Source organism: Amycolatopsis sp. WAC 01376, from assembly GCF_003947415.1.
Classification (GTDB): domain Bacteria; phylum Actinomycetota; class Actinomycetes; order Mycobacteriales; family Pseudonocardiaceae; genus Amycolatopsis.
Map to the genome: position 1 here is coordinate 116,842 of NZ_QHKL01000014.1, position 16,256 is coordinate 133,097.

Consider the following 16,256-nt stretch of genomic DNA (forward strand, 5'->3'; position numbering starts at 1 on the left):
CGTCGCCCAACCGTGCGGCCGTGGTTCTTCTGGAGGTCACCATGCACCCGAGCTCGATCGCGCCTGCGGATCACCAGCCTGGGCGAGCGAGCCGCATTCTGCGGTTCCCGCTCGTCTGGATGCTGGTCGGGATCGTCGGTGTCGGCGGGGTGTCGGCGCTGTCCTCGGGTGGGTCGCCGGTGCCGGCGGTCGTGGGCGCGATCGCCGCGGTTGCCGTCTACTGGGCGGTGATGCGCTACGTCGCGCGGCGAAGCACGCCGGAGATCGCGAGGGCACGGGCCGGGATCCTGGCGTTGCTCGGCATCGGGCTTGGCTTCATGTTCATCGCCGTTTCCATGCTCATGGTGATGACGGAGTTCTCGTTCACCTGGGCGTCCGGTAGCGCCGTGGCGACCGTCGTGAGCATCGCGGCGGTGCAACTCGGCGCGGCGGTGACCGAGGAACTGCTCTTCCGCGGCCTGTTGCTGCAGGGGCTGGAACGGCTGGGAGGCAGTTGGTTCGCGCTGACGAGCACCGCGGTGCTGTTCGGTGCCATCCACCTGGCCAACCCCGGCGCCTCGTTGTGGACCGGGTTCGCGATCGCCGTTGAGGCCGGTGTCCTGTTGGGCGCCACTTTCCTGTGGCTGCGCAGTATCTGGGCGGCCGTGGGCCTGCACTTCGCCTGGAACACCACCGTCGGGCTGCTCGGCCTCCCGGTCTCGGGTCACGCGTCGCCGGGTCTGCTGATCGCCGAACCGACGGGCCCGGAGTTGGTGACCGGCGGCCAGTTCGGCATCGAGGGGTCGATCGTTCCCGTCGCCGTGAGCCTGCTGCTCGCCGTGCCCATGCTCATCGCCGCTCACAAGCGCGGCGACCTCGTGCCCATGCGACGGCGCTAAGCTCGCCGAATGCTTGCCAGCGCGGCATCCCGCCTCGGTACCGCACTCAGCGGGTGGCGAGACCTCCCATCGTCCATAAAAGACAGTGTGTTGGCGGCGGTGGTGACCGTGCTGGCCTTCGCGCCGACCGTCGCCCACATCGGCCCGGAGATCGGCGATCTCCCCCGGCGCTCGACGGGCGGCATCGACGTGGTGGCCGGTGCGGCGCTGACGCTGGCGATGTGCCTGCCGCTCGCGGTACGCAGCCGCATGCCGGCCGTCTGCCTGTCGGTCATCGGTACCGCGTTCGCGATCGGCCAGGTCCTGAGCTACCCGGACACGTTCGGCAAGGTGGGGATTCTCCTCGCGTTGTACGCCGCCGGCGCGCACCTGGCGCGGTTCCGCCGGGGGCTTGCCGCGGTGCTGACCGCGAGCTATGCGGCGCTCACCGTGGCACTGCACAACCTTGGCTCACCGCAACGGTTTCCGGATTTTCTCGCGTTCTATCTCGTCTTGGTGGTGATCTGGCTGGCCGGCACCGGCATGCGTCGATGGCGCGCGGAAGAGGCTGAACGGAGACGGCTGGCGGCCGAGGTGGCCGCGGCCACCGAGCGGGCTCGTATCGCCCGGGACCTGCACGACGTGGTCACCCATCACGTGACCGCGATGGTGGTCCAGGCCGACGCGGCGCAGTTCCTGCTCGACTCCGCGCCGGAACGGACCGGCACCGGCCTGCGCGCCATCAGCGACACCGGACGCCGGGCGTTGACAGAGCTGCGGACCCTGCTCGGCATTCTCGAGGCGACCGGCGAGCCCAGGGCCGCGGACCGGACACCGGCCATGGGAAAGGTCGCCGATCTGGTCGAACAGGCCCGGCTGTCGGGTCAGCCCGTCGAGTGGACCGAGCAGGGCGAGCAACTACCGCGGTCCGTCGACGTGGAGCTGACCACCTACCGCGTGGTGCAGGAGGCGCTCACCAACGCGCTCAAGCACGCGACAGGAAACCCGACCAAGGTCCTGGTCCGGCACGGCAAGGACCACATCGAGGTCGAGGTGATCACCCTCGGTCCCGCGGTCGGCGACACGGCCACACCATCCGGCGGCCGAGGCCTGACAGGACTGCGGGAACGTGTGCGAATGTCCGGCGGGGACCTGGTTTCCGGTGCCCTGCCCGGCGACGGCGGCTTCCGTGTCTGGGCCATGATTCCTGGGAGCCCCACATGACCGAGCCGATCCGGGTGCTGATCTGCGAGGACCAGGAACTGGTGCGCACCGGGTACGTCACCATCTTCTCCGCACAGCCCGACATCGAGGTCGTCGGCGAGGCGGCCGACGGCCGCGCTGCGGTGGAGGCCGCGCGGCGGTTGCGCCCCGACGTGATCGTGATGGACATCCGCATGCCCGTCCTGGACGGCATCGAGGCGACCCGCCGGCTGACCGGCCCCGGCGTCGAAGCACCGATGAAGGTGCTGGTCGTCACCACGTTCAACGTCGACGAGTACGTGTACGAGGCACTTCGCGCCGGCGCCAGCGGTTTCCTCCTCAAAGACACGCCGCCGGCGCAGCTGGTCGACGGCGTCCGCACGATCGCCCGCGGCGAGTCCCTGCTGGCCCCCGCGGTCACCCGAAGCCTGATCGGCCACTTCGCCGAACGGCTCCGCCCCACCGACACCTCGCGCCCGGCGCGAGACACCGTCGTGCGGACACTGACGCCCCGCGAACTGGAAGTGCTCGAACACCTCGCCGCCGGCCTGTCCAACGCCGAAATCGCCGCGGAACTGGTGATCTCCTCCGAGACTGTGAAGACCTATGTGTCCCGAATCCTCACTAAACTCGACCTACGGGACCGCGTACAAGCAGTCGTCCTCGCCTACCGGATCGGCCTCGTGTCCAACACGGACTGAAACCCGCCCCGGAGAACGCGGAGGCCAGTTGTGCTTCTGCCGCGAGTCGTCCATCGAATCACGTGTGTCGTCCATCCAGTCACGCGAAACCGCCACCACCACCCCGTCGGAGGAGTCGGAACGCATCCTGCGCGGCCACGTCTCCGCCGCCCTGTTCGACTCGGGTCTGCTCCGGCATCGAGCTTGACGGTGCCGCAGTAGGGTCTTTGACGACCCGGCCGGCACCGGGGCCGGGGCTTCGACAAGGTCACCTCTCCGAGCCGGTTCGCCCCGAACTGCCCGACCGAGGAAGAGTTGACCCGTGAGCATCCCGGAAGGCCCGAACTGGGCCGAATTCGCCGTGAACCTCGGCGAACTGCTGTACGAGTTGCCGCCGACGGCGAAACTGATCATGCACGCGGAGGGCAACCGCTTCGTTCAGTTCTCGGCGGAGCAGGACCAGCAGCACCCCGACCTCGTCACCGATATCTACGCGGGATTGGTGAGCAACGAGTTCATCGACGAGCGGTGGCGAATGTCGCCCGTCGACCACGAGAACCTGGTCGCGGCCGGATGGACGCCGCCGTCCGATGGCCTTCCTGAATGGAACAGGAGCATTTTCGCGGGCGGCCCGGAAGGCTGCACCGAACTGGCGCGGCAGGTCACCACCGCGCTACAGACCGCGCTGCGCGTCACGCGGCCTGCCGACCTGGTGGTCGACGGCTGGGTCGACCGGTCCGACCGTGCCCTCACCCTGACCGGATTGGGGCTGGGGCCGGGAAAGATCAGCGAGAGCAACGCCCGCGCCATGGTCCACTACCACCTTCGGCGGGAGCGGCTCGGCGGCTCGACCAAGGGGATCAAGGCCGTCCGGATGGACACCGGCTGGGTGCTGCACTACCCGCCGGGCACCCCGGCCCCCGGCGAACCGGACGACTTCGGCGATCGGAACTTCTACGTCTCCGACGACCACCTCATCGAACGCCGCCCCCTCAACGCGGTCCCCGCCGCGTTCCAGGCAGACTTCGAACAGCGCTACCGCACCCGCAACGGCCTCCGCCTCGATGCCGGTTAGACCCGGAATCAACGGCACCCGGCCACCTCGGTGAGAGTCGGCCGGGCGCGGAAGTGGCCGGGAGCGGGACACGCTCCCGGCCACCGATCTGCTACTTGGGCAGGGTGTCAGTCCACTCGGCGTTGATATTGACGCCGGCGGGGTTCGCCACCTTGTACACCGCCCCGTCCATGGTGACGAAGACCGACGTCCCGTTCACCCGTCCGGTCGCCGGATCGACGACGAGCCGCTCGCCCGTTGGCAGCAACAGGCCGTGCCCGCCCGGCACCGTGCCGAGGTTTTCGACACCTGGATGGTTGGCGATCGCCCGGAAGGCCGCGGCCCGCACCTCCGGCGTGGCAGGCAGTGTGGACACCAATGAGATCAACGACTGGAAGCCGGCTTGCTCCCGGTCGCTCGCGGTGAACTCGCCCGCGCTCGTCCTGGCGTCGCTGCGCTCGTGGGCCTCGGCGATCCAGGCCTTCAACGCGTCCGGGTCCGTCGGCAGGGCACGCAACTGCTCGAGCGTCAGATCGACGGCGACCAGCGAGAACGGGGTGGCCGAACTCGCCTTCAACGGCATGACCTTGCCGCCCGTCTTCGCCCCCCGCATCCACAACTGACCGTCCGGCTTGATCCAGTACTCGTAGTCGGTCGAAGCGGCAGCGCCGTCCGCCTCGGCCACCTTCACATGCCAGTAGGTACCAGTGCTCTCGGGGGAACGCTCAGCGGCGGTGGCCGCGGCGAGCAGGATCTCCTGCCCACTGAACGTTTGTACCGGCGGACCGTCGACCGGTGCGGCCGGCATGACCGCGATCGCCACGGCGGCGGCCGCGGCCGCCGCCGTGAGCCCGGCCCCCGTGACCAGCCATCCGGTCCTCCGCCGGGCGGCCCGGCCACCGCGAATCCGGTTCTGGAGCTGGTGCCGACTGCGGTCGACCACGTCCTGGGACGGCTCCTCCGGGGTCAGCGCGGCGCGAAGCGTCTGCAGGTCATTCATCGAGTGCCTCCGGGGTGAGAACGAAGTTGAGCTTCTTGCGTGCACGGTTGAGCCGGGAACCCACCGTGCCGGAGGAGATACCGAGCGCCGCGGCCACTTCCTCGTACCCGAGCTGGCCGAGCGCCACGAGCAGCAGCACGTCCCGTTCCCCGGCGGACAGCCGCGACAGCGCGTTCGCGAGTTGGGGAAGCAGCCGCCGGGCGGCCACCGACGCGACCACCCTGCTCTCGTGCCCCTCGACCACTGGTGCGACGCTCACCCGTGCCAGCGCCCGATAGTGGCGAGCCTCTTTGCGGCGGTGCCTGGCCACCAGATTCGTGGCGATGCCGAACAGCCAGACCCGCACATCACCGCGTTCGGCGTCGAACGTGCCGCGCCGGTCGAACGCGACGAGGAACGTCTCCGCGGCGATGTCCTCCGCGGTCTGCGCGTCCAACCGGCCGGCCACATACCGGTAGATGGCCGCGAAGTAGCGATCGTGCACTTCGGTGAACAGTTCCGGGTCCTGCGGCAGCCGGGCGGCCAGGTCGGCCTCGGTCACCTGCTCGCCCGTTCCCGCTCTCATAGGTCCGCCTCTGACATGTGGATCCTTCCCGTCGACTGTCAGCTTTCACCACCACTTCGCCGCCGACCGGTTTCTTCTTCCCACCCAGCTGTGACGTGCCGCCCGTTCAGCGACACCGAAGCCGGACAGTGCCACGAATACCCGTGAGTCAACCGGTGGCCCTGCCCGCCGACACACCGGTCCGCCAAGCCGCGCAAGCGATGCGCGACAAGGACATCGGCGACGTCCTCGTCCTCGACGGCGACCGGCTCGCCGGGATCGTCACCGACCGCGACATCGTCATCAGGGCCGTCGCCGGCCAGGACAATCTCGCCGACTGCCGCCTCCGGGACGTATGCAGCTCCCAGGTCGTCACCGTCTCCCCGGACGAGGACGCCGACACCGCCATCTCCCGGATGGCGCGCAACGCGGTGCGACGCATCCCCGTCGTCGACAACGGACGCCCGATCGGCGTGTTGTCCCTCGGTGACGCCGCGATCGAACACGACCCGAACTCCGTGCTCAGCGAAATCAGCGCCGCCGAAGGCGACCGGTGACACCGGTCGCCTTCGGCGGGAGTCAGCCCGTTCCCCGCCGCGCGGCGAGGCGGCTCCTTCAGCCCAGAACCGTGATCAGTTCCCGGCAGGCCCGCTCACACCGTCGGCACGCCTGCGCACAGACCCGGCAATGCTCATGCTCGTGGCGTTCGCATTCGTCAGCGCAGCTTTTGCAGGCAGCCGCGCACGCTTCGAGGGTGTGGCGGACGGTGTCGATGTCGAACCCCGTATGCCGGGACAGCAGCCGTCCGGTGGTGTCGCAGAGATCGGCACAGTCGAGATTGCCGCGGATGCACCGGACCAGCCCGGCCGGATCCCGCTCGCTCAGGCAGGCGTCCGCGCACGCCGTACAGACCTGCGAGCAGGAAAAGCATTCCTCGATGCAGTGGACGAGAGCGGCGCGGTTCACCCGTCCGAGGTCCGCCGGGAAGGTATCGAGCATTTCGGCTGCCTGTGTCACGGTCACTCCTCCTTGAGCGCGGTCATCCTGTGTCCCCGCGGAAGTTCTCCAGCGCCTCGGGATGTCCTGGATTCGAGCGCGCCTTTTCAAGCCAAGGAGTGTCTGCTCTTGAAGGATCTTCCCGGCGTGACGCTCGACGAGACCGGCGACGGCGCCGCTCATCGATGGGCCACCGATCCGGCACTCGGCGGCGTTCCTGTTCAACTGGTCGAGTCGGTTCGTGAAGTGTTCGAAGATTCAGGACTCGCGGTGACTCGTCCCGCCGTCCGGGAAGTCGAGAGTGCGGAATACGGCGCATGCCGACTTGCTGTCGACGATCGAAGTATCGCGTTCCGTGTCGCCAAAACCACGCCTACCAAGGTCGGACAGTTCGTGACGATTTGGACGAGAGCCGACCCGGCCAGTGAGATCGCACCGTTCGATACCACTGACTCGATCAGCTCGATCGTGATCGCGGCCTTCACCAAGGATCATCGCGGGCTCTTCATATTCAACAGCCGGGAACTGGTGCGTCGCGGCATCATGTCGGTCGAAGGGAAAGGGGGCAAACGTGCGATGAGGGTCTACGCGCCTTGGGTTCAGGTGGAGTCCAAGCAGGCGGTTCGGACAAAGCGATGGCAAGCCGAACGGTTTGTTCAGATCCAGCCCAGGATTCCGTTTACCCCGGATCTACTACGACAGCTTCTGTAGGAGGATTGAGTCCATTCCGTCGCGCGTGGAGGACGGCTTGCCAGCGGGCTTCGATCTCCGTCTGTGAGGTGAGGGGGCGGAGGTCGGGATCGAACATCGACCCGAACTCGTGCAGGGTGGTCTTCCATGGGATCCCTACCGCGTGATCCAGGATCCGCATGAGGGTCAGCGGAGACAGCCGGAACGTTTCGTGTGCTCGGAGGAACTCGATCAGCTCGACGAGGTCGCATCCACGCTGGACCATCCGGTCGACCGCGCCTCCTACGGAATCCACGTGCCCAGCCTACGCCGCTAGACGGGCGGCTGGTCCGCTCGCAGGTTCTCGAGGATCGTGGTGGCGATGTCGGCGAACTGGTCGAGTTCTTCGGGCGTGAGCCGGTCGATGACAAGGCGCCGGACCTCCTGGGCGTGGCTCGGCGCGGCTTGCTTGAGCGCGGTGAGGCCTTTCGCCGTGATCACCGCCTCCATGCCGCGCGAGCCGCATCGTTCCCGCGTGACCAAGCCTCGCTTGCACATCCGGGTGAGCTGGTGGTGCATGCGGCTCTTCTCCCAGCCGGCCACCCGGCCGAGCTCGTAGGCGCGCATCCGCCCATCCGGCGCCTCGGACAGCAACGCGAGGACGGTGTAATCGGCGTTGGACAGGCCACTGCTGGCCTGGAGCTGCTGCTCGATGCGTGTCCGCAGCAGCTCCAGCATCTGAAAGGACACCCGCCACGCGCGGAGTTCGTGTCCGGTCAATCCCTGCTGCTTCATGGCGTCACTATATCCCGCGAGTTGACAAATCAACTCCCCGGCGTAGCCTTCGGTTGACACATCAACTCACTGCCATTCCACGCAGGAAGGCACACCATGACCGAACGACGTGACGATGGTGAGCGGATCGCTCCGCGAACCGGGCGGCGCGACTTTCTGAAGACGGCCACGGTGGCCGCCGCGGGAACGAGCTTGTTCGCGGCAGGCCCGGCCGCCGCTGCCGAGACACATGCCGGTGGACGGCCGCCGAAGGACAGCGGGCAGCGGGGACGCCGCTACGTCATCCGTGGCGGCGCGGTGATGTCCATGGATCCGAACGTCGGCAACTTCGCGACCGCCGACGTTCTGGTCGAGGGCAGCAAGATCGTCGAGATCCGGCCAGGCATCCACGCCCCGCACGCCGGCGTGATCGACGCGCGGGGGCGCATCGTGCTGCCGGGTTTCGTCGACACACACCACCACCTGTTCGAGACCGCGGAGCGTGCGTTTCTCGCCAACGGTCTGCTCCTCGACGATCACTCGGGCTCGCCGAGCGCGTACCCGAACTACGGTCAGCACATCCTGCAGGGGTTCGCGCGGGCCTACCGGCCGGAAGACGTCTACATCAACTCGTTGTTCGCAGGGCTTTCGCAGCTCGACACCGGTGTCACGACGGTGCTGGACGTGTCGCAGATCCATCACTCTCCAGAGCACACCGATGCGGCGATCCAGGCGCTTGTCGACACCGGGCGTCGTTCGGCGTTCGGGTTCTTCGAGGGCGACGGCCGCACGGGAGCCCGGTATCCACAGGACGCCTACCGCATCAAGGACCGGTGGTTCTCCTCGAGCGACCAACTGGTGAGCATGGTCATGGGCGGGGAGCTCCACCTCGGCCGTCAGGTGTACACCCGCGCATGGGCGATCGCCCGCGAGCTGGGTCTCAAGATCGCCGCGCACTCCGTCGGCTCGTGGGGCATGCGGCCGGTCTTCGACGACCTCGCCCATGGCGCCGCCGGGGTCGAGGTGGGGCCGGACAACCTGTTCATCCACATGACCGGCATGTCCGACCAGACCTGGCTACGGTTGCGGGACGCCGGTGCGCAGGTCTCGCTGGCCTTCCCGATCGAGATGAGCATGCGGCACGGCACGCCGCCCATCCTCAAGATGCAGCAACTCGGCATGGAGCCCTCACTGAGCTCCGACGTCGAGACGACGATGGCCGCGGACCCGTTCACACAGATGCGCTCCGCGATGACCATGCAGCGCATGATCGTCAATCAGCTGATCCTGGACCAAGGCGACCTCGTACCGCCGAACAACTGGCCGAAGCCGGCCCCGGGCACGCCCGACCTGCTCACGGTCCGCGATGTGCTGCGATACGCGACCGTCAATGGTGCCAAGCACCTCGGACTCGACGGCAAGACCGGTACCCTGACGCCTGGCAAGGAAGCCGACCTCGTCCTGCTCGACGCCACCGCGCTCAACGTGGCCCCGCTCAACAGCGTGCCGGGAGCGATCGTGTCGCTGATGGACCGCACCAACGTCGAGACGGTGATCGTCGCCGGCAAGGTGCGCAAGTGGAAAGGGCAACTGCTCGACGCGGACCTGGCCCGGTTGCGCCGGGAACTCGAAACCTCCCGCGATCACCTCTTCGCGGCGATGAACCTCACGCAGGACCTGTTCGCCTGGAGTTGAGAAGCCGGCGCAGCGAGGCCTCGGCTCCGGTGTGGTGTTCAGTGCGATCGAACACCGAAATGTCTGGCGGTCCCATTCAGCGGCACGCCAAAATGTCGTAAACGTCTGCGAAAAAAGAGAAACAAAGCCTTCGGGAACCGGGTCGGTGCCTATGCGTGCCGGTTGACGATGAGTCGTTTCAGGAAACTGCGGCGCCGGTGCGTCGAGCACTGCCATGATCTAGCCGACATCGGACACCGGATCCAGGGAGTTTCCATGATGAACCGGACAATCAGGCTCTTGGGCGTGGGCTCGCTCCTCATCGCAGGCGCCGCTGTCGCGGCACCAGGGGTAGCGACCGCCGCACCCACCGGGTGCTCGTCGCAGTACATCACGAACGGGACCGGCGCGGAGGCCACATGCACCGGCGGCACCGGTACCTTCCGGATCAGAATCGACTGCCGCAAGCCGGGACAATCCAACACCTACCCGCGGACCGGGATCTGGGCGCACCCGGGGCTGCAGAAGAGCACCATCTGGTGCTACTCCGGCGACCTGGCGTCCGGCAAGACCATCAACTACAACACCTGAGCACGCAGGTTCGGTATCCGCTCCCGGCGAAAAGCGTGCTGCCGCCGGGAGCGGCCGGTTATCGAGGAGTAAGGCGAACGTGTCGTGTCTCGGGCGAGACGGCGGTCTGGGCGACCCGACACGGCACTCGCGTGCTCAGACCCGGATCTCGTGTGTTCACAGACGTAACTCGCGTGTTTAGAGACGTAACTCGCGAGTGCGGCATTCAGTCACAGCCGCCCCAACGGTCACCAGGGACGCAGGCTTGCCCGGGTCGGCTGCCTCACCGCATCGAGCGCGGCCAGCAGCGGGGGTTCCGGTCGGCAACCGAGGAGCCGGACCTGTCGCACCGATGGTACGGCTTGCTCGCGGAACACACCCGTGATGTCCCCGCAGGTGCCGCAGGACGTCCCGTCCCAGGTTGCCAGGGCGAATTCGTCGACGTCGCGGGGACGTACCACCGCATCCGTGCGATGACCGACGTGGACGAATCCGTCGAGGTCGATGTCGACTTTTCCGGGCACGGTCGCATTCGGTCGCTGTCCGAGTACGACGACGTCGCACAGATCCTCTCCCCACCACGACTGCGATGGCGTGAGCGCGCTCAAGGAAATATTGCCCAGCCACGCCCGTTCGGTACCGAGGGCTTCGACAGGCAGCCGGCCGAGGAGATCGGCGAGCATTCCTGCCGGGGCGCAGCCGGCAAGCGTGAACCGCTCCCGCTGCCGGGGCGGCAGGTCGACGAACAGTCCTTCGCTTTCGGCGCACACCGCCAACGGGACGTCGTCCTCGGAATCATCGAAACCGATCTCGCCGCAAATGAGCCAACGCGGGCCAATCGGATGCGGCCACGTCCACCGCCGCCGTTCCGAGGAAAACCCGGCACCGGGGTTGGTCATCACCTCGCGACCCTACCGGCAGGAGACGCTCAGCCCAGCACCGTGCCCGAGTTCGCGGTGTTCCGGCTGCGCTTACGAGAGAACGCACCCAGGTCGATCTCCAGGCCGGTGTGCGGGGCCCGGAACCGGACGGGCGACGCGTCGTGGTCGACGCCGTTCTCCACCTGGTCGATCAACTCTGCCATCAGCTGCCCCACGACCGGCGCGTTCTTGAACTGGTTGCCGCTCGTTCCGATCGCGAGGTAAAAGCCGTCGAGTTCGGTGCGGTCGTAGATCGGAGTCCAATCGTCGGCGACGTCATAGACGCCCACCACGCCGCGCGCCCGGTTGGGCACCGCCAGGTCGGGCAACCGCCGCGCGGCCCGCGTCACCTGAGCCTCGAAGACCGCGGCCGTCGGGTGGATGTCGACGGCGTCGGGGTCGTCGGTCCACTGCATCGGATCGCACTCCGGTTCCGTTCCGCCGACGAGCAGGCCCGCTCCTCCTTCACCGCGGAAATAGGTGCCCAGATCCATGTCCGCCACCACGGGCCCCGAATAGCCCTCCTGGACCGGCACGTGCGCTACTTCCTGCCGCATCGGGCGCACACCGACCGTGAAGTCGGAACCCACGCCGGCCAGCCGATTCACCGCACCCGACCACGGACCGGCCGCGTTGACCACGACGGCACAGGGAATCCGGGTGCCGTCCGACAGTCGCACCGACGTCACGCGCCCGCCGGCCTTCTCCACCGCTGTCACCGTGCTGCGAAAGCGGAACTCCGCCCCACACGCCGAGGCCGCGGAGGCGAGATTCACGGCGGCGAGGCTCGGATCCGAGACGTAACCGGCATCCGGGGTGTACACGCCGCCGAGCGAGTGTTGCGCGTCCTCCCAGAATTTCTCGTCGTCGAGCCGCTTCGGCGGCCAATAGCGGCCGGCGTCGATACCTGGAACGCGCTCGGCCAAGGTCGCGCTGTCCCATTCTTCGTAGGGAACACCGATCGCATCGAACAACGGAAGCCACGACGTACGCGGAGCCGCCTCGACGTCCAGCATGACCAGCCCACTCTTGCGGAACATCGCGAGGTCGCCGACATCGTGCCCGAGGTGGCCCGCCCAGTCGAGCCAGCCGAAATGCGCCTCCCACGCCGTCGCCACACCGGCGGTGGTGGAGAAGTTGAACCGAACGATCGCACTCGATGCCGAGGTCGACCCCTGTCCGGCTCCTGGGGCTCGATCGAGCACGAGCACCCGGTGCCCCGCCCGCGCGAGCTCAAGGGCGATCGACGAACCGATCACGCCTGCCCCGATCACGACCACATCGGTATTCGGGCGCTTACCGGGCACGGCAGGTCCTGAGGTAGCTGAGGAACGAGGCCTGCAGACCGGTCACGTGCGTTTCGCGCAGGAGCGCGCTGGTGACGGCAGCGCCGCGAGCGGTCAGGCGGTGCAGGACGGTGGCCGCGTTCTTCGTGAGGCTCTGGTAGACGGCGAGGTCTCCGAGAAGCTCTCGGTCGTTGATGGTCAGGTGAAGCTTGGCGGCAGGCAGGCTGTCGCCCATTTCGTCGAGCAGCGCGAAGACCTGACTGTCTTCACTGACGACACCGGGGCTGCCCGCTCCGATGCTTTCGAAGAGAGTGCTTCCGGTGAGCCAGGTGTAGAGACTGAAGAGTCCGCCGTAGGAGTAGCCGAAGAGGCCGTGACCGCTCGCGGCCGTACCGTAATCGCGTTCGATCCGCGGGTGCAGTTCCGCGGTGAGGAAGCCCAGGAACGCATCGGCGCGAGTGTCGCGCAATTCGGCGAGGTAGGCGTCGGATTCCTCGCGGGTCCTCGCGCCCGCTCGAACTCCCATCTCCACGGCGTCGATGAGCTCCTTGGCGATGGGCTCGCCGGGTGGCACGAGGTCCCTGTTGCGCAGCCGATCCCAGTGCTGTGCGTCCTCGCCCGCGTAGCCGACGCTGACTTGGATGTAGGGCTGTATCTGTTGCATGGGGTCCGCCTGGGTGACGATGAGCGGAGCCGTCAAGCCCACGGCCCAGTTGCCGTCGAGCACATACACGGCAGGCACTCGCGTCGTGGCGGGGTCGTAGCCCGGCGGTGTGGTGACCCAGACGCCGTAGTCGTGCCCACCGCTGGAACGCAGCTCGAAATAGTCGGTGTCGGCGAAGCAGCCCTGCCATATCGTGCTCATCGAAGGTCCTTCACAATTCGGCCGGCCTTGAGAACGAGGACGGCATTGGCGGGATCAGCGAACAGCTCCGGGTCTTCCACCGGGTTGCCGTTCCACAACACGAGGTCAGCCTGCGCGCCGGGAGCGATGACCCCGACTTGGCCGGACAGGCCGAGGATCTCGGCGTTGGTCTTGGTGGCTGCCACGAGGGCTTCCATCGGCGTCTCGAGCTCTGCGCGCAACCTGAGCTCTTCGCCTCGGCGACCCTGGGCCGGGCCGATGAGATCGGAACCCAGCCCGATCCGCACCCCGGCCTCCTTGGCGACAGCGAGCGCTTCGGCCATCCGCTCACGAACACCCAGCACCCGATCGCGGGTCGACTCGCCGAGGCCGGCTCCGGCGGTGTCGTGCAGCAGTTGCTCGACGACGGCGAACGTGGGCACGAGGGCGACGTCGCGAGTGGCCATCAGGGTGGCCGTGGACTCGTCGAGGTCGGTGCCGTGCTCGACACAGCGCGCCCCGGCCTCGACCGCGTTCCGGATGCCGTCGTTGTTGTGGGCGTGAACCGTCACGTAGGTGCCCCGGGCCGCGGCTTCCTGGACGGCGACGGCGATCTCCTCGACGGTGAACTGGGTGTCGGTCAGCCGGTCGTGGGCGCCGACCACTCCGCCGGTCACGCAGAGCTTCAGGAAGGAGGCTCCGCGACGGAAGGCCTCGCGCACGTTGGCTCGCAGCTCGTCCGCGTTGCCGGACATCGTCGACAGGGCGCACAGACCGGGTAGGTGGTGGCTGCTCCACAGCTCGGTGGGTTCCCAGTCGGCGCCGTAGTAGCCGTGCCCACCGATCTGGCACTGAACCGGTCCGCACGACAGGACGCGTGGCCCCCTGACCTTGCCCTTCGCGATCGTCGTGACGAGTCCGCCGTCGACCCCGCCGGTGTCGCGAACGGTCGTGAAGCCGGCATCGAGCGTCGCGCCGGCCGTGGCGAAGATGTCCGCCGCGATCTCGGCGGCGCTTATCCCAAACGAGAACTGCGGCCCGATCGGGCTCGACAGGCCCAAGTGGACGTGAGCGTCGATCAGGCCGGGCGTCATCGTCAGCCCGTCGGCGTCAAGGCGCTCGCCGCGTGCGCCGGCTGCCCCGACCTGGGTGATATGCCCGTCTTCGATGCCGACGTCGACGTTGATCGGATCGCGGCCCGATCCGTCGACGACCGCCGCGCCGACTACCTGAACACGTCCCACGAGTCGTTCCCTCCACCGTTGCGAACCGACTGCGACCATGTGCGAGGCGACACGGTGTCGTCAGTGCTTCTTTTCCAATGGATAAACTACGGGAGTGATCTTGTCAAGCACGGAACGCAAAGGCGACGCACGCGAGCGTCTCCTGGCTCGGCTTCTCGACGCCTTCGACGAGGCACTTCCCTCACCGGAGGTGTCGCTCCGCGAGATCGCCGCCCGCGCCGAGACCAGCCACGCTCTCCTGCGATACCACTTCGGGTCACTTTCAGGCGTCTTGGCGGCCATGCTCACGGCACAGCGATCTCGGGACAACGAGGTGCTTTTCGAGGCCGCCCGGCAAGGCACCTTCGACGACTTCGTCGCGGCGATCTGGCGGACCTACACCAGGCCGGAGCAGCTGTCGCGTGTCCGCGGCTTCTTTCACGTCGTAGGGCTGGCCGCCTACAGCCCACAGGACTTTCGTGAGTTCATCGACTCGCTCGACGACCTGACCAAGATGCTGGCCTCGCTCGCGGAACGCGAAGGACTCGACGCCGAGGAAGCGCTGACCATGGCCACCGTCACCATCGCCGCGATCCGCGGCCTGCTCCTCCAAGAAGTCCTGACACCGGGGGCCCACTCGGAGGACGCGGTCGCCTTGATCCTGCGCATGAGCAAGAAGCGATCCGTTGGCCGGACACGCCCGGGGCCTTGAGCTTGCCAGGAAATTATTGAGCGGTAAGGCAAAGGTGGGAGGTTGCGAAAGCCACTTTCGCGACGCCTGAGGTCCCGAAAGTGGCTTTCGCGACACGGTCGCCCCACGGCCGTGAGCGAATCCCCGCCACCCGACACCTTGCCCTACCCCTCAATAGTCCGGCCGCGGTGGCTGGTCTCAGACGTCGAGCGAAGAGGCCGGGGACACCTCTTGGGAGTGAACGATGACGTCGAACCATTCGGCGAGCGAACCACCGGAGAGGTGGTGGACGTCATCGTCGGCGGGGTCGTAGGCAGGGCCGACCAAGCGGGTCTTCGCCGGTCGGCTCAGCCATGCCCGGACCGGTTCAGGGCTCGTGGCACGAAGATCCAGCAGATAGGCGTCCATGCCGGTACTTCCCAGTGTGGCCTCGGCGAACCCGGCCGGCGGCGCGGGGACGGCGTAGGACGCCGACCCGTGGTGAAAGGTCAGCCCCACCGAAAGGTGCCCGGAGCCGAAATGCTCCCTGAGGTAGCTGCCCGCACTGCGATGGACCTCCTGCGGCGCTTCGGTGGAGACGGCGCGCGTCCTGCCGTTCACCATATGCGCCATGCCACCCCAATAGACGATCTTGTGTCCGGTGTGTTCGTGCCACCGGATCGTATTCTCGGCCAGCAACCGTTCGATGTCGGCGAGATTGCCTGGCAGAGACGCCACCTCCGACGACATCCCGGCCATGTTGGCGATGCGGACCGGGTCTGCCGGGTTTCGCTCATTGTGGCGACGCATCCAGCCGACGACGTCAAGGAGCTCTCTGGTTCGCCAGAATGACCTGGCACCGGCCAGTAACGCTCGAGGGTCGCCGATTCCGGTCCGCACGTACTCGTCGAGCGCGATGCTCGTGATGTCGTCACCTTCGAGCACAAGAGAACGGAATCCCAGTTCCTCGACAAGAAACCTCACTATCCGCTGGGAAACAACGGAGAGCTCGCGGGTGTCGCGGGCCGAAACGCCGAGCACGACCAGATTCGAGTCACGCACCATTCCGCGCAGTGGCTCCAGATCGGCGAGTGGTCCTTCGGGATCGGAGATGACCAGGGGATGCGCGTACTGGCGGATCCACCGCGTCGGAGTGTCGGTCATCGATGTCGTCATGGGATCATTCTCATACCTGAACCTAGGTGGAGGTCCAGTATATTGAGGGGTAAGTCAACCGTGTCGTGGTGCCGGGCCAGTGTCGCTCCTGCGTACGCGTTCTGCTGGTAGTGCTT

Annotated in this window: 18 protein-coding genes; 9 read left to right on the forward strand and 9 right to left on the reverse strand. The window is 67.3% G+C overall.

Features of this window, described 5'->3' with window-relative positions:
- Window positions 1–20: 20 nt before the first annotated feature.
- The 4 genes from DMH03_RS41035 to DMH03_RS41050 all read left to right on the forward strand — a co-directional run bounded on the left by DMH03_RS41035 (window position 21) and on the right by DMH03_RS41050 (window position 3,815).
- The gene (locus DMH03_RS41035; RefSeq protein ID WP_233611923.1) at window positions 21–878 is read left to right on the forward strand and encodes a CPBP family intramembrane glutamic endopeptidase; all 858 of its coding nucleotides are present in this window, start codon (window positions 21–23) and stop codon (window positions 876–878) included.
- 87 nt (window positions 879–965) lie between these two features.
- Complete coding sequence (locus DMH03_RS41040; RefSeq protein WP_233611926.1) at window positions 966–2,081, forward strand: sensor histidine kinase; 1,116 nt, start codon at window positions 966–968, stop codon at window positions 2,079–2,081.
- Window positions 2,078–2,761, forward strand: a complete 684-nt coding sequence (locus DMH03_RS41045; RefSeq protein WP_125797385.1) for a response regulator transcription factor — start codon at window positions 2,078–2,080, stop codon at window positions 2,759–2,761. The genes DMH03_RS41040 and DMH03_RS41045 overlap by 4 nt, the downstream gene beginning before the upstream one ends.
- A 301-nt stretch (window positions 2,762–3,062) precedes the next feature.
- Window positions 3,063–3,815: a hypothetical protein gene (locus DMH03_RS41050; protein ID WP_125797386.1), complete on the forward strand. Its 753-nt coding sequence runs from the start codon at window positions 3,063–3,065 to the stop codon at window positions 3,813–3,815.
- A gap of 91 nt (window positions 3,816–3,906) precedes the next feature.
- Here the strand turns inward: DMH03_RS41050 and DMH03_RS41055 are convergent, their stop codons facing one another.
- The gene (locus tag DMH03_RS41055) at window positions 3,907–4,794 is read right to left on the reverse strand and encodes a CU044_5270 family protein (protein WP_125797387.1); all 888 of its coding nucleotides are present in this window, start codon (window positions 4,792–4,794) and stop codon (window positions 3,907–3,909) included.
- Window positions 4,787–5,359: an RNA polymerase sigma factor gene (locus DMH03_RS41060; RefSeq protein WP_199749223.1), complete on the reverse strand. Its 573-nt coding sequence runs from the start codon at window positions 5,357–5,359 to the stop codon at window positions 4,787–4,789. Before DMH03_RS41060 ends, DMH03_RS41055 begins: the two co-directional genes overlap by 8 nt.
- Window positions 5,360–5,502: 143 nt before the next feature.
- Between DMH03_RS41060 and DMH03_RS41065 the strand changes: the two genes are divergently transcribed.
- A complete protein-coding gene (locus DMH03_RS41065) occupies window positions 5,503–5,895 on the forward strand; it encodes a CBS domain-containing protein (protein ID WP_233611928.1) in 393 nt (130 codons plus the stop codon).
- Window positions 5,896–5,953: 58 nt separating this feature from the next.
- On the opposite strand, the gene DMH03_RS41070 is transcribed toward DMH03_RS41065, so the two are convergent.
- Window positions 5,954–6,355 (reverse strand): four-helix bundle copper-binding protein, encoded by a 402-nt coding sequence (locus tag DMH03_RS41070; RefSeq protein ID WP_125797388.1) that lies wholly within the window; start codon window positions 6,353–6,355, stop codon window positions 5,954–5,956.
- 108 nt (window positions 6,356–6,463) lie between these two features.
- Between DMH03_RS41070 and DMH03_RS41075 the strand changes: the two genes are divergently transcribed.
- Window positions 6,464–7,045 carry a MepB family protein gene (locus DMH03_RS41075; RefSeq protein WP_199749224.1) on the forward strand — a complete coding sequence of 194 codons (582 nt, stop codon included), beginning with the start codon at window positions 6,464–6,466 and terminating at the stop codon, window positions 7,043–7,045.
- Between the two features lie 291 nt (window positions 7,046–7,336).
- On the opposite strand, the gene DMH03_RS41080 is transcribed toward DMH03_RS41075, so the two are convergent.
- Window positions 7,337–7,798 (reverse strand): MarR family winged helix-turn-helix transcriptional regulator, encoded by a 462-nt coding sequence (locus DMH03_RS41080; RefSeq protein WP_199749225.1) that lies wholly within the window; start codon window positions 7,796–7,798, stop codon window positions 7,337–7,339.
- Window positions 7,799–7,894: 96 nt separating this feature from the next.
- On the opposite strand from DMH03_RS41080, the gene DMH03_RS41085 reads away from it, so the two are divergent.
- A complete protein-coding gene (locus tag DMH03_RS41085) occupies window positions 7,895–9,472 on the forward strand; it encodes an amidohydrolase family protein (RefSeq protein WP_125797389.1) in 1,578 nt (525 codons plus the stop codon).
- Window positions 9,473–9,727: 255 nt separating this feature from the next.
- A complete protein-coding gene (locus DMH03_RS41090) occupies window positions 9,728–10,042 on the forward strand; it encodes a hypothetical protein (protein ID WP_125797390.1) in 315 nt (104 codons plus the stop codon).
- A 227-nt stretch (window positions 10,043–10,269) separates the two neighbouring features.
- On the opposite strand, the gene DMH03_RS41095 is transcribed toward DMH03_RS41090, so the two are convergent.
- The 4 genes from DMH03_RS41095 to DMH03_RS41110 are packed head-to-tail and all read right to left on the reverse strand — an operon-like array spanning window position 10,270 to window position 14,315.
- Entirely contained in the window at window positions 10,270–10,923 is a 654-nt protein-coding gene (locus DMH03_RS41095) for a hypothetical protein (protein ID WP_125797391.1), read from the reverse strand.
- A 26-nt stretch (window positions 10,924–10,949) separates the two neighbouring features.
- Complete coding sequence (locus DMH03_RS41100) at window positions 10,950–12,248, reverse strand: FAD-binding oxidoreductase (protein ID WP_199749226.1); 1,299 nt, start codon at window positions 12,246–12,248, stop codon at window positions 10,950–10,952.
- The gene (locus tag DMH03_RS41105; RefSeq protein WP_125797392.1) at window positions 12,238–13,092 is read right to left on the reverse strand and encodes an alpha/beta hydrolase; all 855 of its coding nucleotides are present in this window, start codon (window positions 13,090–13,092) and stop codon (window positions 12,238–12,240) included. Before DMH03_RS41105 ends, DMH03_RS41100 begins: the two co-directional genes overlap by 11 nt.
- Complete coding sequence (locus DMH03_RS41110; protein ID WP_125797393.1) at window positions 13,089–14,315, reverse strand: amidohydrolase family protein; 1,227 nt, start codon at window positions 14,313–14,315, stop codon at window positions 13,089–13,091. The genes DMH03_RS41105 and DMH03_RS41110 overlap by 4 nt, the downstream gene beginning before the upstream one ends.
- Before the next feature lie 94 nt (window positions 14,316–14,409).
- On the opposite strand from DMH03_RS41110, the gene DMH03_RS41115 reads away from it, so the two are divergent.
- Complete coding sequence (locus tag DMH03_RS41115) at window positions 14,410–15,006, forward strand: TetR/AcrR family transcriptional regulator (RefSeq protein ID WP_125797394.1); 597 nt, start codon at window positions 14,410–14,412, stop codon at window positions 15,004–15,006.
- Window positions 15,007–15,183: 177 nt separating this feature from the next.
- On the opposite strand, the gene DMH03_RS41120 is transcribed toward DMH03_RS41115, so the two are convergent.
- Window positions 15,184–16,140 carry an erythromycin esterase family protein gene (locus tag DMH03_RS41120; protein WP_199749227.1) on the reverse strand — a complete coding sequence of 319 codons (957 nt, stop codon included), beginning with the start codon at window positions 16,138–16,140 and terminating at the stop codon, window positions 15,184–15,186.
- Window positions 16,141–16,256 lie beyond the last annotated feature (116 nt).

Bases quoted from the DNA above. Each gene is read 5' to 3' on its own strand.
- DMH03_RS41045 (WP_125797385.1), top strand. From the start codon at position 2,078: ATGACCGAGCCGATCCGGGTGCTGATCTGCGAGGACCAGGAACTGGTG.
- DMH03_RS41055 (WP_125797387.1), bottom strand. From the start codon at position 4,794: ATGAATGACCTGCAGACGCTTCGCGCCGCGCTGACCCCGGAGGAGCCG.
- DMH03_RS41060 (WP_199749223.1), bottom strand. From the start codon at position 5,359: ATGAGAGCGGGAACGGGCGAGCAGGTGACCGAGGCCGACCTGGCCGCC.
- DMH03_RS41080 (WP_199749225.1), bottom strand. From the start codon at position 7,798: ATGAAGCAGCAGGGATTGACCGGACACGAACTCCGCGCGTGGCGGGTG.
- DMH03_RS41085 (WP_125797389.1), top strand. From the start codon at position 7,895: ATGACCGAACGACGTGACGATGGTGAGCGGATCGCTCCGCGAACCGGG.
- DMH03_RS41090 (WP_125797390.1), top strand. From the start codon at position 9,728: ATGATGAACCGGACAATCAGGCTCTTGGGCGTGGGCTCGCTCCTCATC.
- DMH03_RS41105 (WP_125797392.1), bottom strand. From the start codon at position 13,092: ATGAGCACGATATGGCAGGGCTGCTTCGCCGACACCGACTATTTCGAG.
- DMH03_RS41120 (WP_199749227.1), bottom strand. From the start codon at position 16,140: ATGACGACATCGATGACCGACACTCCGACGCGGTGGATCCGCCAGTAC.